A 21,971-nucleotide genomic window follows, 5' to 3' on the forward strand; every position below is an offset into this window, starting at 1 on the left:
CCACCCGCCGGACCGGGCTTCTCCCAACCACTTCCAAGCCAGTCAGGAGAACACCCATGGTAGGGCTCGACACGCCTACGAACACCCGAAGCGCGTACCCGCCTTCGGTCACCGACCTGCTGCCCCGTGTCCGCGAGTTCGCCGCGGACCTGGGCGAGTGCCCCTCCCGGAACCGGATCATGACCGAGTTCAAGGTGGGTGCGCCGAAAGCCCGCGCCATCCTCGCCGCGCTGAACGAGGAGGCCGACACCAAGCCCGTGCGGAAGCTGCACGCGGTGACGGAACCCGCCAAAGTAGAGGAACCGGATCAGGAGTCCGAGACCTCGGACGAACCGGCCTCGGATGGCTCAGAGCCGCAGGTCAACGTCACCGCAGACCCGGGTGCGACGCCGGAGAAGGTGCGGCGGATCAAGCTGTGGCCGGTGCTCCTCCTGGCCCTGCCGGCGTTCGTCGCCGTCTGGAGCGGCTGGGTCGGTCTCGGCAGGCTGACCGGGTTCGGCCCGATCCAGCTCCTGCCGGGAATCTGGGACCACCTGACGATCAATTCGGCGATCACACTCCCCATCGGGGTCGAGACCTACGCGGCATTCGCCCTGCGGGTCTGGCTGTCCCCGGCGACCCGGACCCACCGAGTCCGCAGCTTCGCGAAGTGGTCCGCCCTGGGCTCGCTCGTCCTCGGGATGGTCGGCCAGGTCGCCTATCACCTGATGTCCGCGGCGGACGTCGAACGCGCTCCCTGGCCGGTGACCACGCTCGTGTCCTGCCTGCCGGTGGTCGTCCTCGGCTGCGGCGCTGCCCTCGCACACCTCGTACGCGACACCACCGACCAGGAGGTGAACGACTGATGAGCACCACCAACGAATCGCAGAGCGGCCGCGTGATCGCGTTCCCCAGCACGGGGCCGGTCGAGGCCGACCCGTTCGTCATCGACGCCGAGTCCGGCGACGAGGCCGCGGAGCAGTCGCCGGCCATCCCGGTGGACCGCCCGGTCACCGACGGCTCGTCGTGGCTAGACCGCCTCCGCTCGCAGAACCGCCAGGCGATCATCCCCAGCTACCTCAAGTCGACGGCCGACGCGAAGGACGCCGCGAAGTGGGTGGGGAAGCACTACGCGCACAAGGCCGGCTACCACGCGGCCCGGTCGCCGCTCTACGCGCTTCGGCTCGCGGTGCGTTCCCCTCGGGGCCTTTTCCTCCTGCTGGCAGCGACCGGCCGGTACGTGACCGACGCCGAAGGGCGCCCAGCCCGGTCGGAGACGGCCACGGCCGACAAGGCCGATCTCTACCTGAAGCTGTCACAGCAGCGGGATCGACGAGTCGTACTCCGGCTGATTCAGCTCGGTCTCGTGTCGACGGTCGGCCTGGTCCTGGTGTTCGCGCTGCCGAACGTCCTTCCGGAGTGGGTGATCTGGGCCTGCGGCGCCATCGCGGTTGGACTGCTCGGAAAGCTCGGGTCCACCCGGGACAACCCGGTGGTGTCGTCTCGCGCCGTCCTGTCCACTCAGGTTCAGAAGCTCACAAGTGACAACGTCGTTCAGGCGCTGTCAGTGCTCGGCATCGCGGGCATCAACCAGGCCCTCACCAAGAACCCGAACGCGATCGGGTTCACGGCGCCGATCACCCGCGACGGCCCCGGCTGGCGTGCCGACGTCGACCTTCCGCCGGGCGTCACGGTGTCCGAAGTGGTCGAGCGGCGCGCGAAGCTCGCGTCCGGCCTCGGCCGGCCCCTCGGCTGCGTCTGGCCGGAGGGCAACGCCGAGGTCCACCCCGGACGGATGGTCCTATGGGTCGGTGATCAGGATTTGTCCAAGTCGCGACAGGCCGCCTGGCCGCTGCGCAAGCCCGGCACCGTGGACCTGTTCAAGCCTCAGCCGTTCGGCACCGACCAGCGCGGCCGGTGGGTGGACATCACCCTGATGTTCATCTCGATGGTCATCGGCGCGATCCCGCGGATGGGCAAGACGTTCACGCTGCGAGAGCTGCTGCTGATCGCCGCGCTGGACCCGCGGGCCGAGCTGCACTCGTTCGACCTTAAGGGAACCGGCGACCTCTCGCCGCTGGCGCCGGTGTCGCATCGGTACCGCGCCGGCGACGAGCCGGAAGACATCGCGTACGCCGTCGCCGACCTGCGCGCGCTCGCCGACGAGCTGCGGCGCCGCGCGAAGGTGATTCGGGAGCTGCCGAAGGACCTGTGCCCGGAGAACAAGGTCACACCGGAACTGGCCGGCAAGAAGTCCCTCGGCCTGCACCCGATCGTGATCGGCGTCGACGAGTGCCAGAAGTGGTTCGAGCACCCGGGGTACGGCGCAGAGATCGAGGAGGTCTGCACCGACCTCGTGAAGCGCGGCCCGGCACTGGGGATCGTGATCATCCTGGCGACGCAGCGGCCGGACGCGAAGAGCATCCCGACCGCGATCAGCGACAACGCGGTGATGCGGTTCTGCCTCAAGGTCACCGGCCAGCAGGCCAACGACATGGTGCTCGGCACCTCGTCGTACCGGAACGGCATCCGGGCCACCACGCTGTCCTTTCGGGACAAGGGCATCGGGTACTTGGCCGGCGAAGGCGACGAGCCGCGCATCACCCGCGGCGTGTACATCGACGGCCCGGACGCCGAGAAGCTCGCCGCCCGCGCACGAACCGCACGGCTGGCCGCCGGACGGCTGACCGGCTACGCCGCCGGCCTCGACCTCACGCCCGAGGAGGACGAGGACACGAGCACCTTGCTCGCCGACGTGCTGACCGCGATCGGCGACGCCGAGAAGGCATGGTCGGAACGCATTGTTGACCGGCTCGCCGAGCTTCGGCCTGCGGTCTACGGCCCGTGGGCCGAACTGCCCACCGGGGCGGCGAAGGCAACCCAGCTCTCCACCGCACTGAAGCCGCTCGGGATCACCACCAAGCAGGTGTGGGGCAACGACGCCGACACCGGCAAGGGCGCCAACCGGATGGGCGTCAAGCGCGAATGGATCGCCGACGCACTGACCGAGCGTGATCGTAACCGCAAGAGCGGCTAGCTCCCGCAGGGCTCTAGGTCTAGAGCCTCGTCCCTCTAGACCTAGAGCCCTCCCTAGACCACCACAACACCGCTGATCAGCGCCCTAGCACCTAGAGGCGCGGGCCGAGTGCGGCCAAAAACAGCCCCGGAGGCTCCGTTGAACCCCCTCAGCAACCCGCCCATCCTGCTCCTACTCATTCTCACGATCGTCACTCTCGGCTACTCCTGGTCGTGCGCGGTCTACCCGTACAAGCCGTGCCGTTCCTGCCGGGGCTTCGGCGCTTTTCGCTCGCCGTTGCTCCGTGCGATCCGGCTCTGCCGGCGGTGCGGCGGCACCGGCCGCACGCTCCGCGCCGGCCGACGCGCCTACAACTCCTGCCTCCGCGCTCGCCGGTCATACCGCGATCTCCGCGACCGCGACCGCCGCGACAACAGCCGCTGACCCACAGCTCAACCGAAAGGCCACCCCATGAAGACCACATTGCTCGACCCCGAGCGTCAGTTCCTGGGCTGCGTGATGCAGGTCCGGCTGATCGAAGCCCGGCGACTGCTCGCCGGCATGCGCGCCGACGACTTCGGCTCACCGATCGCCGCCCGCGTCCTCCAGCTGGTCATCGAACTGACCGGCGCCGGCCACGCGCCGACCCCGATGGCCGTGATGGACCATGCCCGCGAGCGGACGGCGACCGAACCGCGGTCCGGCGGCGCGCACCGCCTGCACAGCCTCGGCCTCTGGATCGTCGAGACCTACACCGATGGCCCGATCCTGCCACCGCCGTACTACGGCGCCTGGCTGAAAGCCGTCGTGCTGAAGAACGCCTACCGCCGCGCTGTCCGGGAGCACGCGACCCGCCTTGTGCAGGCCGTCGAAGACGACTCGCCGACGGACGTCCTCCGCCACCAGCTCGACGACACCGAGCGGCTGGACGACCTGTGGCGGCGCTACCGCGAGGCCGGAGGCGACGACGAACCGACCGCACGCCTGGAGGTGGCCGCCTGATGTCCGGATTCGACGACACCCTGTCCGTGATCGACTTTGTGATCTCCGACGAGCCGGCACCGAACTGCCAGCAGTGCGGCCGGCCGCGCGGTGACTCGCCGTCCGGCGACTTCTGCTCGGAGAACTGCCAGCGCGTCTGGCGAGGCCGCCACATCGCGGCCCAACCGGCGGAGGACGGTGGCGCCCAGCCGAGCGCCTCCCTGCCGGAGGACGCGCCAGTCAATCTGCTCACGTGGCTCGGGCCGACACCAGTCGGTGCCTTCGCGAAGCCCGGTCATGAGGTCTTGGACGCGGTAGTGACGTTCGTGTCGCGGTTCTCCGCCTTCGCCAACGAACACGCCGCGCCGACGCTGGCGCTTTGGTACGCCCACACCCACGTCGCCGAACGGCTCTACGTCACGCCGAGGCTGATCCTCGACTCGGCCGAGCCGGGCAGCGGCAAGACGCGGGTGCTGGAGGTCGCGCAGTACCTCGTGGCCAAGCCGGAGATGACGATCAGCATAACGCCGGCCGCGATCTTCCGGATGCTCGCCGACGGCCCGATGACACTGCTGTTCGACGAGATCGACGCGGTGTTCAACCCGAAGACGGGCGGGAACAACGAAGACCTCCGGGCGCTGCTCAACGCCGGCTACAAGCGGTCGGCGACGGTGACGCGGTGCGTCGGGGACGCCAAGAACATGAACGTGACCCGGTTCCCGGTTTACGCGCCAGTCGCGCTCGCCGGGATCGCGGGCGGAATGCCGGACACGATCACCACGCGGGCGATCACCGTGCACATGCGCAAGCGCCGGTTCGACGAAGTCGTCGAGGAGTTCATCGAAGAGGACGTCGAACGCGAGTCGGCGCCGGTGCGCGCCGAGCTGGCGGAGTGGGTCGGGCGCGTCGGAGACGAGGTGAGCCGCGCACGCCCGGAACGCCCGGACGGAGTGCGCGACCGGGCGGCCGAGATCTGGCGGCCGCTGCTGGCAATCGCCGACGCGGCCGGCGGGCACTGGCCGGGAACCGCACGGAAGGCGTGCCGTCACTTCGTACTCGAAGCCACCGCGCAACCGGCCTCGATCGGCGTGCGCCTGCTGGCGGACATCCGGCAGATCTTCGCCGCGGAGAACACCGACCGCATGGTCACCGCCGAGCTGATCCGAGAACTGCACGCCATCGAAGACGGCCCGTGGACCGACCTCCAGGGCAAACCGCTCGACAGCCGCCGTCTCGCGAAGGAACTCGACCGGTACCTGGTTCGACCGAAAGACCTCAAGGTCAGCGGCAAGACGCTCAAGGGCTACCGCATCGACGGCGACGGCGGACTCGCCGACGCCTGGAGCCGCTACCTCCCACCGCCCGAAACGGGCGCGACCTCCGCGACCAGCGCGACCCTGCAGGTCAACGCCACAACTGGTGCCGCGAAGTCGTCGGGCTCGGCCGCGACCTCCGCAACCCAGGTCGCGGACGGTCGCGGCACCCAACAGCCGCTCACACACGCGCTGACCAGCCCGGTCGCGGAGGTCGCGGACGTCGCGCCCACCAAGCCCGACCACGACACCGAGGGGGATCGATGAACGCCGTACCCATGCCGGTCGCTGTGCCCGAACGGCATCTCTACCGGATCACCGAAGCCATGCGCCTGCTCTCGATGAGCCGCTCGGTCATCTACGAGCAGTTGCGCTCGGGGCGCTTGCGCTCGGTCAAGCAGGGGCGCTCCCGGCTCGTTCCGGCCGTTGCCATCCAGCAGTACGTCGAGTTGCTCATGAAGGAAGCGGAGGTCAGCTATGGCGAGTCGGCGTAGCCGCGGAGACGGCGGGCTCTACTGGTCGGAGAGTCGTCAGCGCTGGATCGCCGAGCTGACGACCGGCTACCGGCCGAACGGGAAGCGGATCGTCCGAAAGGCGAGCGGCAAGACCAAGACCGAAGCCAAGGACAAGCTCAAGGAGCTGATTCGTGACGTCGAAGAGGGCGCGGCCAACGCGTCGACCACCTACACAGTGGAGCAGGCGGTGAACGACTGGCTTGTGAGCTACGAACGCGGTGAGCGGGACCCGAACACCGTGAAGGCCGTCCGGTCCCTGGTGAACAACCACATCGTGCCCGCGATCGGTGCTCGGCCGTTGGTGAAGCTCGAAGTTGACAACGTCGAGGACTGGCTCGCCGAGAAGGCTGAGGTCTTAGTGACTTCGACCTTGCGCAACCTGCGCTCGATCCTCCGCCGGGCGATCAACCGCGCTCAGGTACGCAAGCGGGTTCGGTATAACGTGGTGCTGCTGTGCGACGAGCTTCCAGCGGGCAAGGGCGCTGGTCGACCGTCGAAGGCGCTCACACTCGCTCAGGCCGAAGCGGTGCTCGCGGCAGCGGAGTCGTCACCGATGCGTGCCTACGTCGTGGTATCCCTGCTGACCGGCGCACGGACGGAGGAGATGCGCCCGCTCACCTGGGACCACGTGGACCTCGTGGGCAAGCCGAACGCGACGCCGGCAATCCCTCCGAACGTCAAGGTGTGGCGTTCGGTCCGCGCCCGCGGCGAGACGAAGACGCGAAAGTCGCGGCGCACATTGGCGCTGCCTGAGCGAGCCGTCAAAGCGCTGGAGGCGCACCGAGTGGCCCAGCAGGCGGCAAGAACGGTCGCGGGCGACGACTGGCGCGAACAGGGGCTCGTGTTCGCAACCAATGTCGGCACCGAGCGGGACGTCAATAACGTCCGACGGGACTTCCGCCGGGTGGTCAAGGCAGCCGGGCTCAACCCGACCCAGTGGACGCCCCGGGAGCTGCGGCACAGCTTCGTCTCGATCCTCTCGGACGGCGGAATGCCGATCGAGGAGATCTCGCGTCTGGTCGGGCACAGCAGCACGGCCGTGACGGAACTGGTCTACCGGAAGCAGATCCGGCCGGTGGTGGAGTCCGGGGCGACCGCAATGGACCGACTCTTCCCTGCAACAGGTGTAATTGCGGAAGGTGCTCAGTCCATCGAATAGGTGCCTTCGTCACCTCTCGGGTGAGCCGGGCCGCGCCCGCACCGTCGGGCGCGGCCCGGCTCGGGGTCCGTTACGTCTAGCCGAAGCGCGAGGCCGTTGATGAGCCCCATGCGGTGTGGTTGATCCTCACCAACAAAACGACCGACGCACCTATTGAATAGAGCGTCGCACTATTGGCTCTAATCAGCTTCGCCTTGCTAGTCCTAGCCGAGGGTGTGGGGCTTGTTCAGGGCCTGGTGTTGCTGGAGGCTACGGCGTCGCGAAAAACTTGTTCAGCTTCGGCTTCACGACCCGGCTGTCTGCTGAGCAATACAGCCAGGTTGTTCAGAGCGCCAGTGTCGCCGGCGACGACAGCCTCACGGTAAACCTGTTCAGCCTCAGCTTCACGACCCGACTGCCTGCTGAGCAATACAGCCAGGTTGTTCAGAGCGCCAGTGTCGCCGGCGACGACAGCCTCACGGTAAACCTGTTCAGCCTCAGCTTCACGACCCGACTGCCTGCTGAGCAGAAGTGCCAAGTTGTTCAGGGCCGGGACGATGCCAGCGGCGATGGCATCACGGTAAACCTGTTCAGCCTCAGCTTCACGACCCGGCTGCTCACTGAGCAGAAACCCCAGGTTAAACAAAGCGTTGGTATTACCAGCCGCGACGGCGTCGCGGAGAAAGTATTCGGCCTCGGTTTCACGACCGGACTGCGCGCTGAGCAGAATTCCCAAATTATTTGATGCTTTGAGGTCTCCGGCGGCGACAGCATCGCGAAAAAGCTGTTCAGCCTCGGCTTCACGACCAGGCTGCTCACTTAGTGTCACTGCTAAGTTGAACAGGGCCTCGGCGTCGCCGTCGGCGACGGCATCACGGTAAAGCTGTTCAGCCTCAGCTTCACGACCCGGCTGCTCACTTAGCAACAGCGCTAGATTGAACCGTGCTTGGCTGATTCCAGCGGCGACGGCGTCGCGGTAAACCTGTTCGGCCTCGGCTTCACGACCCGGCTGCTCTTTGAGCAATACAGCCAGGTTGTTCAGGGCTTTGGCACCGCCTGCTGCGGCCGCGTCGCGGTAAGCCTGTTCGGCATCGGCCACACGTCCCGCCTGCTGACTGAGCATGAATCCGAGGTTGAACGAGGCCTCCGAGTCGTAGGGAGCGGCGGAGATGAATGCCCGTTCCGCGACGTCAAGACGCCCGGCATGGTAGGCGGCAACGCCGATACGAAGGTTTTGCATGGGGGGCAGCGCGGCGGTCAGGACGGTCCAGGTCTTATCCCTGACGGGGCCAGTAAGCGGTACGCCTGAGTCGGTATGGGCCTGCTGGGCGCGGTCGAGAAGGTAATCCGAAGCCAGGTAACGCTGGTCGGAAGCGGGTTGTAGGCAGGAACTGGCGCCAAGGACCTGCCGGGTAGCCCAGCGCAACCCTACGTCGACCGAAGGCAAGTCGGCGCGATTCCGCCAGGCGAGCGGCAGAAATTGGGTGTGCAGGTCGGCCAGGAGCGCGGCGGGCAAAGGGGCGTGGTGTCCAGCGCGGCGGCAGTCGACCGCCGCGCTGATGAGGGCTTGGCCGCGGATGAACTCGGGCGTCCCGCCCGTGCTCCAGCGGTCCATCATCGCCGGCCCTGCAGCCAGATACTCAGCGAATCCTTCCGGAGCGGCGACTGCCCGCCTGACCCGCGCGTCTTGCTCACCCACCTGGGCAGCGCGAGCTCGTTCGGTGGCCGTGAGCGCCGCGGCGACCCTAATTCGCCGGCGACCGCGGACTCCGGCGAGGATCTCCACCGCAGCCTGGTCGATACCTGGGCCTGTGTCGGCTATCGAGCGGGTCGCGGCCTGGGTGTGAAGGGCGAGCTGCTCATCACGCATCGTTGCGACCGCCGCAATCCCGGTACTCCCGAGCGGGCATACCCGCTGCAAAAGCCCTACATCGAGGCCGTTGGCACCTAGATAGCGTTCAAGGTCGTCGAGCCAGAGAACCGTATCCGACAGGTCCACACCAGCGTCGACGATTTCCCGCAACGCCGGGCCGTCGTTTGGGACGAGCAGCCTGTGGTTGGGTCGAAGTCGGCGCAGCGCCTCCACCGCGGCCCGGGACTTGCCCGCCGCTGCTGGGCCGTGCAACAGCACCATCCCCCCGGCGTGGATGGCCCATTCCAAGTCCTCATCGATGTCCCGGGCAACGTAGGGAGGAAGATCGGAGCCGTCATCGGCGTGGGTATCGATCGCCGGCTTTACCCGCAGGTCGAGCAAACCCACTCCGGACACCGGCGGTAGCTCGCCGTCGACCAAGTGCAGCGCTCGCCCCACCAGCGGGCTGACGATCCGTGTCGCCATCACAGGGGACTGGGTGTCCTGCCGCCCACGCACCCACCGCCAGAATCCGGGCGCCCCCAAGGCCAGAGCAGCCACGATTCCCGCAGGCCAACTCAGACCCTCTAGAACGTTCCGCACCGGATGTTGATCGGCCAGCAGCCAGCCCGGGAGACCGAACGTTCCCACCGCCCAGACCACCGCGGCCGTCACGCCGAACGCCACTGCGACTCGCGGCCACCGGCGAGACTTCACCTCAGTTCCTTCCTTCGCCCGCGTCGCCGCGCGGTCACCCACCATTCTTACTGTCGCGCACGACCTCAGACGTGATACCAACGCTACGAAGTTAGTTCACTACCGTGCGCAAGCGTGCTAGACACCCACCGGTCAGAATGCCGCGCTAGCGGCTAACACTTCCGCGGGAGTCAGCAGAGTAAGGCGGCTACGGCGAGGAAGGTTCCCCATGCCGGGTGAACCTGCGGAACTTTCTTCACTCTCCGACCAGGCGTCTTAGTCACCCACTTAGTCACCCACCAGACGAGTCAGGCCCCACCCGAGGTGTCTCGGATGGGGCCTGACCTGCGGAGCCGCCTGGGGGAATCGAACCCCCGACCTATTCATTACGAGTGAATCGCTCTGGCCGACTGAGCTAAGGCGGCATGTCTCCGGCTCGCGCTGGCGACGGTAGCAAGTGTAGCGGAGGCTGTGCGCGTCACTTTCCGGGGGGACTGTCGTTAGGGCCCTATGACGTCGGTCTCACTCCCCGGTCGACCCTATCTGGAGGCTCTGGCACATGCGGCGAAGACTGCCCCGTTCGGTGGCCCTGCCGGCGGCCGCGGCGTTGGTCCTGCTCAGCGCGGCACCGGCGAACGCCGATCCGACTTATCCGACGACGCCGATCCCGCAGCCGGCGAGTTCCGGGCAGGCGCCGATCTCGGCGCCGATCGGGCCGCAGCCGCTGGGGCAGGCGGTCGGGGACGCGGGGACCGCGCTCGGGATCATCCGGTTGCTGCCGAACTCCGTGCCGACGAGCACGATCCTGCCGGGGTTCGGGGAGACGCTGCCGAAGCAGTCGGCGCTCGAGGCCGGGATGGGTCTCTCCAGCGCGTCGGCGAACTCGGACGCCTACCTGAGCTATGAGAAGGCGATCGCGCAGGCGTCGCCGTTCGGGCTTTCGGTGGGCGGGAACGCGCCGCAGGCGCCGGGCAGTGTCGTGCAGACGGCGTTGCCGGACAACCCGCAGCCGATCAGCGGCGGGCTGAACGCCCCGTCGAACCCGCTGCTCAACGTGGGTCTGCTGAACGGGAGCGCGCACGCGCGGTGGAGCCCGACGCTCGGCCCGTGCGTCGACACCATCGCCGACGCGAACACGTCGGTGGCGAGCCTGTCGCTGCTGAACGTCATCCCGTCGATGCCGAACCTGAACCTGGGTTCGCTGTCGCCGAAGCTGGATCCGAGCACGTTGGCGAGCGGGTTCGACCTGACGAAGGGCCTGCAGAGCCTCGGCGGTCTGCTGCAGGGTGGCGGGCAGACGGCGAAGGACGGCACCGGTTCGCTGCTGAGCCTGCCGAACACGCTGTCGTCGCGGTCGCAGGTGAAGCTCGTCGACGTGCCCGGCTCGAAGAACAAGGCTGTGCAGTCGACGTCGACGCTGCAGGCCGCGGACATCGAGGTCCTCAAGGGGACGCCGTTGGCGCTGAGCATCAAGGTGGCGAGCCAGCCGACGCTGAAGGTGACCTCCACCGGTGACGCGAAGACGTCCAAAGTGGACTACACCGCGCCGGTGCTGACCATCGAAGCGGCCGGTAAGACGCTGTACACGCTGGACGCGGCGCACCCGACGAAGGACATCCCGATCGGGCTGCCGCTGAAGGGGCTGAGCGACCAGTTCGGGCAGGTCAACGACATCCCGGTGGTCGGCGGGCTGGTCTCGACGCTCACGAAGGGCATCCAGCAGGTCGGCAACACGACCGGCACGGTGCTCGACCTGGGTGTCCTGCGGCTGAGCATCGCCGGGCTGGACCAGAAGTCCGCGCAGATGACGACGCCGTTCAAGGGCTTCCAGCTGGGCGCGTCGGCGCGGCTGTTCGACCTGCAGCTGCTGCCGACGACCAAGCTCAAGAGCCTGCTGCCGGACGACCAGGCGAAGAACCTGCCGTCGTCGCTGGCGCAGCTGTCGCTCGGCGAGCAGGTCGCGCGGGCCTACGCGCCGACCGGCGGTGTGGTGTGCGGGTCGACGTCGACGCCGCCCGCGGGTGGCCAGGCGCCGAAGGGGCCGGTGAAGAACCTCGCCTACACCGGCGGCGCGTACGACACCGTGCCGCTGTTCTGGACGGGCACGGCGATGCTGCTGATCGGTGTCGTGATGGTGGCGGCGATGCCGGGTACCCGGCGCCGTCCGCTGGCCGTCGCGGTGGAGCCGAAGCCGTTCAAGCCGTCGCCGCGGCCGCGCGAGTGACCGGGACGCCCCGGGGGCAGTGAAGGAACCCGTCAGGAGCCCGGTGCTCCTGACGGGTTTCTTTTTCGCTACCTCCCCAGGGCCGCCTGCAGGCGGACTCAGCCTTGGCGCAAGGTCGTGACCATCGCCTCGACGGCAATGCGCGGCTTCACGTTCAAGTCGATCGCTTCACGGCATTCCAGCACCGCTTCGAGACGGCGAAGCGTCGACTCCGGTGTCCACGCCTGCGCCGCCTCGCGGATCTGGTCGGCGTGGTCGGGGTGGTTGAGCGTCGCGCCCGAGCGGGTCGTCGTCACCAGGACGTCGCGGTAGAAGGCGGCCAGGTCGATCAGTGCCAGGTCGAGCGTGTCGCGCTGGGTGCGGGTCGCGCGGGACTTCTGCTTCTTCTCGAGCTGCTTGACCGCGGCCTCCGCGGCTCGTTTGGCCCCGGCGACGCCCTTGCCGACGCCGTCGCCGCCCATCGCGGTCCGCAGTTCGTTGCGCTCGTCCTCGTCGCGGGCCTTGCTCGCTTCGCCCGCGTCGGCCTCCGCCGCGCTGATCAGCTGGTCGGCGCTGGTGAAGACGTCGCTCATCCGGCGCAGGCCCAGCGGGATCCGCAGCACGGTGGCCCGCCGCTGCCGGGCCGCCTCGTCGGTGGCGAGCCGGCGCGCGCGGCCGACGTGGCCGCCGCACACGGAAGCCGCCCACTGCGCGCGCTCCGGGTCGACGTGGTCGCGCCGCATCAGCACGTCCGCGATCGCCTCCGGCGGCGGCGTCCGCAGCGTCACCAGGCGGCAGCGCGAACGGATCGTCACGGAGACGTCCTCGGGGTGGTCCGAGGGCGCGCACAGCAGGAAGACCGTGCGGTCCGGGGGTTCTTCGACGGCCTTCAGCAGCGCGTTCGACGCGCCTTCGGTGAGCCTGTCGGCGTCTTCGATGATCACGACCTGCCAGTGCCCGGTCGTCGGGCGGCGCGCGGCCGCCTGCACCAGGGCACGCATCTCGGCGACCGAGATGGACAGGCCTTCCGGCACCACGAGCCGGACGTCGGCGTGGGTGCCCGCCATCGTCGTGTGGCAGCCCGGGCAGGCGTCGCAGCCGGTGCCGGTGCTGCACTGCAGGGCCGCGGCGAACGTCCGCGCGGCCACCGACCGGCCGGACCCGGGCGGACCGGTGAGCAGCCACGCGTGCGTCATAGCACCGGCCGGGGCGGGCTCGCCGGCGACGATCTTGGCGGCGGCCGCGGCGGCCTTGGTGAGCGTTTCGACCGCGGGCTCCTGGCCGACCAGCTGGTTCCAGACGCCGATGCGCTCGATCGTCGTCACTTCACCTCCACGCGAGGCTCTTCCGGGACGGGCAGCGGGTCGTCGACGTCCAGCGGGAGCGTCGACGGCAGGTCAGTGACCGGCTTGTCCGTGGTCCCCGGCTGCCCGGTGACCGGCTGGTCGGACGCCGGCGCCAGCGCGGCCAGGCGGCCGACGAACACGGCCCGCAGGGCGGTGCGGATGCGCTCGGCGACCTCGGCGTCCGTGCCGTCGGCGTCGACCACGACGTACCGCTCCGGATCGGCCGCGGCCATCTCGGTGAGCAGGTGCTGGACGCGCCACTGGTCGTTCATCGCGGCCGACTTGTCGCGGGGCGCGCCGTTCGGCGCCGAGTCGAGCAGGACGGTCAGGTCCGGGCGAAGCCGTCCGGTCGCCCAGTCGGCGAGGCCTTCCAGCTCGTCGCTGTCCAGCCCGGCGACGGCCGAGAGGTGGGCGAGCGGCGAGTCGACGAACCGCTCCATCACCACGACCGAACCGGCGTCCAGCGCGGGCTGCACGTGCCGCTCGACGATGTCGGCCCGCACGGCGGCCGCGGCCAGCGCCTGCGCCCGGGCTCCGGTCAGTGAAGCGCCCGAGACGAGCGCGGTGAGCCGCTTGTCGTCGAGCGCCGGGTCGGCGGCGACCACGACCGGCCGCGTGCCGGCGCGCATCCAGTCGGCGAGCGTGACGGCCTGGATCGCGGTGTTGATCGCGGTCGTGCCCTCGACGGCGATCAGGTAGCCGTTGACGCGCCGCGGCGTGCGGCGCAGGGCGTTGCGCAGGTCGGACAGGATCGGCTCGGTGCGCTTGTCGTCCATCTGCCGGTACGCGAACAGGCCCGCGACCAGCGCGATCGCGGCGCCGCCGAGCATGACCGGGCGCGTGCCGTCGATGGTGAGCGGGCTGCCCCAGACGGAGATGGTGTGCCGCTGGACCAGGCCGACCAGCAGCGGCACCGTGACCGTGGTGCCGAACAGCACCAGCTTCATCATCAGCTGGTAGATCGCGTTGATCCGGCCGCGGATGGCGTCTTCGACGCGCGAGCCGATGATCGTGACGCCGGTGAGGAACGCCGTCCCGGCCCAGATGCCGACGAAGAACACGGCGATCAGCGAGAACGTCAGGTGCGGCGACAACGCCACCACCAGCAACGACAGCGCGGCGGCGATGATGGAGATGCCGAACAGCCGGTCGTGCGCGAGCCGCCGGGCGAGCTTCGGGGCGGTGGCCATGCCGGTGGCCAGGCCGAGGAACACGGCCAGCACCAGCAGGTTGAACGCCGAGTCGCCGGCCAGCAGGCTCGAGGAGTACGGCTTGGCCGAGCCGATCACGGCGCCGCCCGCGGCGAACGCGCCGAACGCGCCCACCAGCAGGCCGCGCACCAGCGGCGTGCTGCGGATGAACCGGAAGCCGTCGGCGATCATCTGGCCGATGCCGAACTTCTCTTCGTCGGCCGGCTTGACCGTCTGCTGCGGCATTTCGTGGACGTTGCGCAGCGAGAGCTCGGGGATCCGGGTGGCGATGACGATCGCGCTGGCCAGGTAGAGCAGGCCGGTGATGATGACGACCAGCTTCGCGATGCTGAGGCTCGCGTTGTCGCCCGGGAACAGGTGGAAGGTCGTGTTGACGCCGGTGATGATGGCGTTCGCGCCGGCCGCGGTGATGACGGCGAGGCCGTAGGTCATCACCATGCCGAGCTGGTTGGCCGTCTCGACCTGGTCGGGCCGGCGGAGCAGGTTGGGGACCGCCGCTTCTTTCGAAGGGATCCACATGCTCGACGCGCTGCCGACGAGGAAGTTGCCGACGAGCAGCCACCAGGGCGCGCTGACGATCGCGATCGACAGCAGGAAGCCGCACCGCAGCAGGTCGGCGACCACCATCACCTTGCGGCGGTCGAACCGGTCGGCGAGCAGGCCGCCGACGGGCGCGAACAAAAGCCCCGGCGCGAGGCCGGTGAGCACCACGCCGACGAACGCGAAGTTCTGGGCGAAGTAGTTGTCCGTCAGCTTCGTGGCCAGGCCGGTCAGGGCGAGGATGTTCAGCCAGTCGGCCACGCTGCACAGGTACGTGACGCCCCAGAGCCGCCGGAAAGGTTTGATCGCCAGCACCCGCCGGACCCGGTTGATCGTGGACGCCTCGGCGCCCGACGACCCACCCGGGCCGGCCCCGGGTACCGATCGCACGCCCTCGCTGATACGCCCACCCCACTAGTCACGGCGGTGCCGGACACCCTCGTGGGAAAGCCCGACCGTGAAGCCAGGGTAGCCCGATCGGCCCTTGCCTCGCGGGCGGCCCCGAGGTCCCGGTGGGGTGGGGAACAGCGGGCGAACGCTAGTCGAACAGCCCGGTCACGCTGCTCACCAGGCTCGACACCATCTCGATGGCGACGAAACCGAACACGATCAGCAGAGCCACCGCCAGGATGACGCCCGCCGCGCTCGACGACGGCCGGTTGAACGCCGACATCGACACCGACGGCATCTTCGGCAGCTTCCGCCGCTTGACGGGCACGACCTCGAGGTCTTCGTCGAAGTCCTCCTCGGCGAGCGGCTGCTGCCGCACGGGACGCAGCAGCTGCGGCGGCCGGGTCGGCCAGGTGCGCTGCCGGTTCCGCTGCCGCGGGAGCAGGCCGGGCGGCGGTGCCCCGTCTTCCCCGGCGGTGCTCGTGGTGCCCGCCGGCGGGATGGGCTGCGGAGCCCGGGCGTTCTCCTCGCGCAAGGTCTCCTCGACCATCCGCCGCACGGCTTCCTCGTCGTGCTGCACCGGCCCGGCCACCGGGATGGCGGCGGGCTCGTGGCCATTGGCGACCGCGGCGCGTGGCTCGGAGCCGGCCGTGACCAGTCCCGATACGGGGTCGGCGAACGTTTCGCCGGGTGCTTCGGACAGAGTGCCGTCGCGCTGAGTGAGCTCGGGGGCATTGAAGAAGGGAGCCTCACCGTTCGCGCTCATGGTGACCACCTCACTACTGAATGTCCTCGCCTTTCCAGGGTAGCGACGATGGCGGATAACGCATCCGCCCAATGGCTCTGTCTGCTGTGGAGGGTCCGTCACGCTGCGCAAGCCCGCACCCGAACCCCCTGCAGTGTCCAGTCCGCCGAGGGTCCGGTCGACCGCCAATGGTGACGGATTGTAGTGAGTCCGGTCACAAGACCGGCAGCCGGGACTGGCCAGCGGACGGCCCGCGGTGGCCAGTTCGCCGGGCGCCACCCGGGCTGCGCACGGCGTCGCACAGAAAGGCCCGCGCCGGCTGCTCACCTGCTCAGGGCACCTCCTCCTGCCCGAGGTCGATCATCTTCCGGCACCAGTCACGCAGCATGCCGCGGCTGAAGGGACTCAGAACCAGCTGACGGCAGCCGTCACCGCGGTCGAGGGCCGCCAGCGCGAAGCGGCCCAGGTCCGTGTCGACCAGGACGAACCCGTGGTCGGGGAACTCCGCGCACAGGCCGCCGAAGGCGAGCATGTCCAGCACCGCCGTGCCCGAGCGGGGACGGGCCAGCAGCTCACGCATCGCGCCGACGTCGTCTTCCTGGCCGTCGTGGACCAGGCCGTCGTCGTCGACCGACAGCCAGATCGCGCGGGGCGAGGCACCGAACGGCACGTCCGGCAGCTCGGCCACCAGCATCTCCGGCAGCTCCTCGAAGTCGGCGAGGTGGATCGCGGTGCGCCCGGGCAGCGAGCCCATCATGAACGCCCGCTCGCCATCGGCGTAGCAGCGGATGTCCGCGGTCTCCGGCCCTTCGTCGAACACACCGCACAACGCCGCCCGGACCGAGCCGCGCAGCATCAGCGACACCACCTCGAAGCCGACCTCGTTGAGCTCACCGTCCTCGCCGAACGGCGTCCCATCGATCCAGGCGGCCCACTCGGTGTGCCGCTCCACCTCGGCGATCAGGTCGGCCGGATCGTCGGAGACCGGGCCGTGCACGAGGATGTCGTGGTCGCTGACATCCGGGTTGTACAGCCGGTCGACGGGCTCCCGGTCCGGCATCGCCGCCAGCACCGGCCCGGCCGCCAGCTCGAGCAGCTCGAGCGCGGCCGTGCGGTCAGCCATGGCTCCGCGCCTCCTCACCGGCTCGCCGCCCGGCACCGTTCCGGTCGCCGGCCGGGCGGGCGCGGCCGTCACGTGAGATCGGGCCCGCCGCTCGTGACGGTGGCTTTCCGGCCGCGCAGGATCGCGTGGCCGGGGCGGGTGGTTGCGCCGCCGAGTCAGCATCGGTGCGCGATGCAGGCGAGCCCGGGCCGTCCTCGGCAGGCAACCGGGGCTCGGAGTCAGCCTCGGTGGCATCCGGTGGTGCGGATACGCCGCTGTTCTGCTCCGCAGCCTCGAGGATCGCCTCGCTGACGGTGAGCCACATCGGCGCGGGCGCCTGCTCCGGCCCGGGCGCCTGCTCCTGTGCCTCGCTCACAGGTCTCCGCTGGTCAGGCATGGCTCTGCACCGCCTCGACGATCCACTGCTCGGCCGTTGTGCGGGAGGCTGGGCCCCACGTGACCGTCCAGCGGCCGGTTCGGCCTACCGCTGCGCTGAACTGGTAGCGGCCCAGGTCGTTGTCCACCAGGCCGAACGCGCCGTGGGGGTACTCCGCCAGGATCGCGTTGCGCACTGCCAGGTCGACCAGCACCGTGCCCAGGCGGGGCCGGGCCGCGCACTCGCGGATCAGCTCCACCTCGCGCTCGCAGCCGCGCGGGATCAGGCCTCCTTCGTCGGTCTCGATGCGCACCTGGTGGCCGGGGCCCGGCGGGCGGTCGGGCAGGCCGTCGAAGACCCAGCCCGGCAGCTCGCTCAGGAACCCCGAACGCAGCCGCGCCCGGGTGCCCAGCTTGTGCAGCACCGTGGTGTAGTCCTCGTCGCCGAAGAACCGCACCTCCCACGGCTCCCGCCGTGCCGGGAAGACGCCGGTCACCACGCCGCGGATGAAGCCGCCGCGCAGCGCCCGGTACAGCCCGACGGCTTCCGCCGTGACCTCGCCACCCGGGGCCAGGCCGATCGCGGACATCCCGGCGACGAACCGCGTGTACTGCTCCACTTCGTCCGCGAGGGTCCGCGGCGGCGAGGAGGGACGGCCCGGCAGCGGTCCGGCGTCCGCCAGCACCGGCGGGATCTCGAACTCGGGGTCGTAGAACTCCATCACCGAGGGCCGCTCCGGCACCTCGGCCGACAGCGGGGCGATGACCTCGTCGATGACGTCGAAGACGGCGACTGAGTTGTTCACCCCTTGATTGAACACCCTGGCACCGACAATTTCTCGCACATATGTTCGACCGGGTGACACCTTTCGGTGAGCGGTCGGCGAGCGGCTCACGCATGCTCCGGCACCCGCCCTTCGACGAACTCCGCGAGCCGCTCCACGCTGCCGGGCAGCCACCAGAACCGGCGGTGGCCGCCCTTGCGTCTGCCCAAGGCGGCCAGGTGGCGGCCGCGGTCGTCGTCGACGAGCGCCAGCACCTCCCACGGCCGCCGCGGCCCGCGGTCGCCATCGCGGGTGACGTCGATCTGCAGGGTGCCCAGCCGCGGCCGGTCCAGATCGTCCATCAGGTCGTAGATCAGGCACTCCTGCTCGGGCTCGAGCACCCCGCGCTCGTCGGCGTCGAGGTAGAGCCCGCGGCCCGGCGCCGGTGGCCGCGGCGGCAGGCGTGTGAACGCCAGGCCGAGCAACTCGACGGCCGAGCCCAGCGCGGGCCCGGACAGCCGCAGGCCATCCCCGGCGACGCCGAACCTCTTCCGGTCGTCGAAGAACGCCGCCGTCCACGGCTCGCCGGTCATCGCGACGGCGACGCCGCAGACGCCGCCGCTGCCCACGAAGCCGGGGAGTGAGTCGATGAGGTCCATGGCGGTGGAGCTGCCGGCGGCCGCCGCCCGGACCGGCTTCAGGATCTTGGTGGTCACCGTGTGCACGGTGCGTGGTGTCTTGGTCACGCGTTCATGAAACCCGGGACCACCGACAATTTCCCGAACATCCGTTCGAGATGTCACCCGAAAGAGTGGGCAGACACCACGAAGGCCCCCGGGTGGACCGGGGGCCTTCGTGGGTGTCTTACTTGGACTTCGTCGCGGTCGAGCCGGAGCGCTTCGTCCCGGTGGACTTGGCCGCCGCGGCCTTCGACGTCTTGCTCGTACCCGCCTTGACCGTCTTGGCCGTCGTCGACGCGGGCTTGCGAGCCGGCGCCTTCCGCTTCGGCGCCGGGCCCTTCGCGCGCTTCTCGGCCAGCAGCTCGGAAGCCCGCTCGGCGGTCAGGGACTCGATTTCGTCGCCCTTCCGCAGGGTCGCGTTGTACTCGCCGTCGGTCACGTACGGGCCGAAGCGGCCGTCCTTGACCACCATCGGCTTCTTCGACACCGGGTCCTCGCCCAGCTCCTTCAGCGGCGGGCGGGCCGTCGCCGACCGCCCGCGCTGCTTCGGCTCGGCGTAGATCTTCAACGCTTCTTCGACGGTGATCGAGAACAGCTGGTCCTCGGTCGAGAGCGACCGCGAGTCCGTGCCCTTCTTCAGGTACGGCCCGTAGCGCCCGTTCTGCGCGGTGATCTCGTCGCCGGACTCCGGGTCCTTGCCGACCACGCGCGGCAGCGAAAGGAGCTTCAACGCGTCGTCGAGCGTGATGGTCTCGATGTCCATCGACTTGAACAGGGAGCCCGTACGCGGCTTCGGCGCCTTCGCCTTGGCAGCCTTCTTCTGCGCGGCCGTGGCGTCCTCGGGGATCTCCACCTCGGGCAGCAGCTCGGTCACGTACGGCCCGAAGCGGCCTTCCTTGGCGACGATCTCGTGCCCGCTCACCGGGTCGGTGCCCAGCGAACGCCCTTCCTGCGGAGTCGCGAACAGCTTCTCCGCGATCTCCTGCGTCAGCTCGTCCGGCGGGAGGTCCTCGGGCAGGTTCGCGCGCTGCGACTCGCCGTTGACCTCGCGCTCGAGGTACGGCCCGTAGCGCCCGACGCGGACCACGACCGTGTGCCCGTCGGCGTCGCTGAACAGCGGGATCGAGTTGATCTCCCGCGCGTCGATGTCCTCGACGCTGCCCTCGACCAGCTTCTTCAGCCCGCCCAGGCGGCCGATCGAGCCGTCGACGCCCATGTCGCCACCGAAGTAGAACTTCGACAGCCACTGCGCGCGCTGCTCGTTGCCCGCCGCGATGCGGTCGAGCTCGTCCTCCATGCCGGCGGTGAAGTCGTAGTCGACGAGCCGCTCGAAGTGCCGTTCCATCAGGCCGATCACGGCGAACGCGACCCACGACGGAACGAGCGCGGAGCCCTTCTTCCACACGTAGCCGCGGTCCTGGATCGTCTTGATGATCGACGCGTACGTCGACGGGCGGCCGATGCCCAGCTCTTCCAGCTTGCTGACCAGGCTCGGCTCCGAGTAGCGGGCCGGCGGCGACGTCGTGTGGCCGTCGGGGCTCAGCTCCGTGGCCGTGAGGTCCTGGTCCTTCTCCAGCACCGGCAGGCGGCTCTGCTTGTCGTCGGCCTCGCCGCCGGTCTCGGTGTCGACCGCCTCGACGTACGCCTTGAGGAAGCCCGCGAAGGTGATCGTGCGGCCCGAAGCGGCGAAGGTGCACTCCTCGCCCGAAGTCGCGTTGCCGACGATGCGGACGGACATCGTGGTGCCCTTGGCGTCCGCCATCTGCGACGCGATCGTGCGCTGCCAGATCATCTCGTAGAGCCGGAACTCGTCGGTGTCCAGTTCGCCCGCGACCTGGCCCGGCGTGCGGAAGACCTCGCCCGACGGCCGGATGGCCTCGTGCGCTTCCTGCGCGTTCTTGACCTTGCGCGTGTACTGGCGCGGCGACGGCGAGACGTACTCCTTGCCGTACAGCTGCGTGGCCTGGCTGCGCGCGGCCGAGATCGCCGACTCCGACAGGGTCGTCGAGTCGGTACGCATATAAGTGATGTAACCGTTCTCGTACAGCTTCTGCGCGATCCGCATGGTGCGCTCGGAGGTGAACCGCATCTTGCGGCCCGCCTCCTGCTGCAGCGTCGACGTCATGAAGGGCGCGTACGGCTTCCGCGTGTACGGCTTCTCTTCGACGCTCGAGACCTTGAAGTCACGCTGCTTGAGCGCGTCGGCCAGACGCCGCGCGTCGGCCTCGGCGAGCACCCGGACCTCGGTGTTGGACGCCTTGAGCTGCCCGTCCGAGCCGAAGTCGCGGCCGGTGGCCAGGCGCGCTCCGTCGACGGCGACCAGACGCGCCGGGAAGTTCCGCGGCGAGGCCTCCTCACCGGCGTCCATCGTCGCCGAGATGTCCCAGTACGACGCCGAGGTGAAGCGCATGCGCTCGCGCTCCCGCTCGACCACGATCCGGGTCGCCACGGACTGCACGCGGCCCGCCGAGAGCTTCGGCATGACCTTCTTCCACAGCACCGGCGAGACCTCGTAGCCGTAGAGGCGGTCGAGGATGCGGCGGGTCTCCTGCGCGTCGACGAGGTCGGCGTCCAGCTCACGGGTCGAGTCGGCGGCCGCGCGGATGGCCTGCTCGGTGACCTCGTGGAAGACCATCCGGCGGACCGGGACCTTCGGCTTCAGCGTCTCGAGCAGGTGCCACGCGATGGCCTCGCCCTCGCGGTCGGGGTCCGTGGCGAGGTAGAGCTCGTCGACGTCCTTGAGCAGGCCCTTGAGCTCGGTGACCTTGGACTTCTTGTCCGGGGTGACCACGTAGAGGGCCTTGAAGTCGTTGTCGACGTCGACGCCGAGGCGCGCCCAGGACTCGCCCTTGTACTGGGCGGGCACGTCGGCAGCGCCCCGCGGCAGGTCGCGGATGTGCCCGACGGAGGACTCGACGACGTAACCGCCGCCCAGATAGGGGGCGATCTTGCGAGCCTTCGTCGGCGACTCGACGATGACCAGCCGCCGGTGCCCGGCGCCGTTGTCCGCCGAGGCTCCGTTCTTCTTGGTCCGTGCTCCTGCCACGCTGCCCTGCTCTCCGCTCATCTCGTCCCGCCGCCGCGGGACCGCACCGGGCCCGTCCCCGTAGGTCCGGGCCCGCGTC

The 21,971-nt window shown here is 69.5% G+C and carries 15 protein-coding genes and 1 tRNA gene; 7 read left to right on the top strand and 9 right to left on the bottom strand.

Annotation, left to right across the window (positions count from 1 at the left end):
• Positions 1-56: 56 nt before the first annotated feature.
• From ACYVLJ_RS05315 to ACYVLJ_RS05340, 6 genes are all read left to right on the top strand, one after another.
• Positions 57-845 (top strand): ABC transporter permease, encoded by a 789-nt coding sequence (locus ACYVLJ_RS05315; protein WP_460437924.1) that lies wholly within the window; start codon positions 57-59, stop codon positions 843-845.
• Complete coding sequence (locus tag ACYVLJ_RS05320) at positions 845-3,016, top strand: P-loop NTPase family protein (protein WP_460437925.1); 2,172 nt, start codon at positions 845-847, stop codon at positions 3,014-3,016. The genes ACYVLJ_RS05315 and ACYVLJ_RS05320 overlap by 1 nt, the downstream gene beginning before the upstream one ends.
• A gap of 450 nt (positions 3,017-3,466) precedes the next feature.
• Positions 3,467-3,997, top strand: coding sequence for a hypothetical protein (locus ACYVLJ_RS05325; protein WP_460437926.1), 531 nt, complete (start codon positions 3,467-3,469; stop codon positions 3,995-3,997).
• On the top strand, positions 3,997-5,556 hold the full coding sequence (locus ACYVLJ_RS05330) for a DUF3631 domain-containing protein (protein WP_460437927.1): 1,560 nt from the start codon (positions 3,997-3,999) through the stop codon (positions 5,554-5,556). Before ACYVLJ_RS05325 ends, ACYVLJ_RS05330 begins: the two co-directional genes overlap by 1 nt.
• Positions 5,553-5,783 carry a helix-turn-helix domain-containing protein gene (locus ACYVLJ_RS05335; protein ID WP_460437928.1) on the top strand — a complete coding sequence of 77 codons (231 nt, stop codon included), beginning with the start codon at positions 5,553-5,555 and terminating at the stop codon, positions 5,781-5,783. The genes ACYVLJ_RS05330 and ACYVLJ_RS05335 overlap by 4 nt, the downstream gene beginning before the upstream one ends.
• On the top strand, positions 5,767-6,963 hold the full coding sequence (locus ACYVLJ_RS05340) for a site-specific integrase (protein WP_460437929.1): 1,197 nt from the start codon (positions 5,767-5,769) through the stop codon (positions 6,961-6,963). The genes ACYVLJ_RS05335 and ACYVLJ_RS05340 overlap by 17 nt, the downstream gene beginning before the upstream one ends.
• 226 nt (positions 6,964-7,189) lie before the next feature.
• Here ACYVLJ_RS05340 and ACYVLJ_RS05345 read toward each other — a convergent pair whose 3' ends face one another.
• Together ACYVLJ_RS05345 and ACYVLJ_RS05350 are read right to left on the bottom strand one after the other, a co-directional pair.
• Positions 7,190-9,481, bottom strand: a complete 2,292-nt coding sequence (locus ACYVLJ_RS05345; RefSeq protein ID WP_460437930.1) for a tetratricopeptide repeat protein — start codon at positions 9,479-9,481, stop codon at positions 7,190-7,192.
• Between the two features lie 360 nt (positions 9,482-9,841).
• Positions 9,842-9,915: transfer RNA gene (locus ACYVLJ_RS05350), tRNA-Thr, on the bottom strand.
• Between the two features lie 134 nt (positions 9,916-10,049).
• On the opposite strand from ACYVLJ_RS05350, the gene ACYVLJ_RS05355 reads away from it, so the two are divergent.
• Positions 10,050-11,714, top strand: coding sequence for a hypothetical protein (locus ACYVLJ_RS05355; protein WP_451969297.1), 1,665 nt, complete (start codon positions 10,050-10,052; stop codon positions 11,712-11,714).
• A 98-nt stretch (positions 11,715-11,812) separates the two neighbouring features.
• Here ACYVLJ_RS05355 and ACYVLJ_RS05360 read toward each other — a convergent pair whose 3' ends face one another.
• The 7 genes from ACYVLJ_RS05360 to topA form a co-directional block, all read right to left on the bottom strand.
• Entirely contained in the window at positions 11,813-13,018 is a 1,206-nt protein-coding gene (locus ACYVLJ_RS05360) for a DNA polymerase III subunit delta' (protein WP_460437931.1), read from the bottom strand.
• Complete coding sequence (locus tag ACYVLJ_RS05365) at positions 13,015-15,180, bottom strand: bifunctional MFS transporter/dTMP kinase (protein ID WP_460437932.1); 2,166 nt, start codon at positions 15,178-15,180, stop codon at positions 13,015-13,017. The genes ACYVLJ_RS05360 and ACYVLJ_RS05365 overlap by 4 nt, the downstream gene beginning before the upstream one ends.
• A gap of 148 nt (positions 15,181-15,328) precedes the next feature.
• Positions 15,329-15,946, bottom strand: coding sequence for a hypothetical protein (locus tag ACYVLJ_RS05370; protein ID WP_460437933.1), 618 nt, complete (start codon positions 15,944-15,946; stop codon positions 15,329-15,331).
• A gap of 310 nt (positions 15,947-16,256) precedes the next feature.
• A complete protein-coding gene (locus ACYVLJ_RS05375) occupies positions 16,257-17,048 on the bottom strand; it encodes a hypothetical protein (RefSeq protein ID WP_451969304.1) in 792 nt (263 codons plus the stop codon).
• Between the two features lie 368 nt (positions 17,049-17,416).
• On the bottom strand, positions 17,417-18,208 hold the full coding sequence (locus ACYVLJ_RS05380) for an ESX secretion-associated protein EspG (protein ID WP_460437934.1): 792 nt from the start codon (positions 18,206-18,208) through the stop codon (positions 17,417-17,419).
• Positions 18,209-18,294: 86 nt separating this feature from the next.
• Positions 18,295-18,912, bottom strand: a complete 618-nt coding sequence (locus tag ACYVLJ_RS05385) for a hypothetical protein (protein WP_460437935.1) — start codon at positions 18,910-18,912, stop codon at positions 18,295-18,297.
• 118 nt (positions 18,913-19,030) lie between these two features.
• The gene (gene topA, locus ACYVLJ_RS05390; protein WP_460437936.1) at positions 19,031-21,913 is read right to left on the bottom strand and encodes a type I DNA topoisomerase; all 2,883 of its coding nucleotides are present in this window, start codon (positions 21,911-21,913) and stop codon (positions 19,031-19,033) included.
• Positions 21,914-21,971 lie beyond the last annotated feature (58 nt).

The organism is Amycolatopsis stemonae (assembly GCF_054781455.1).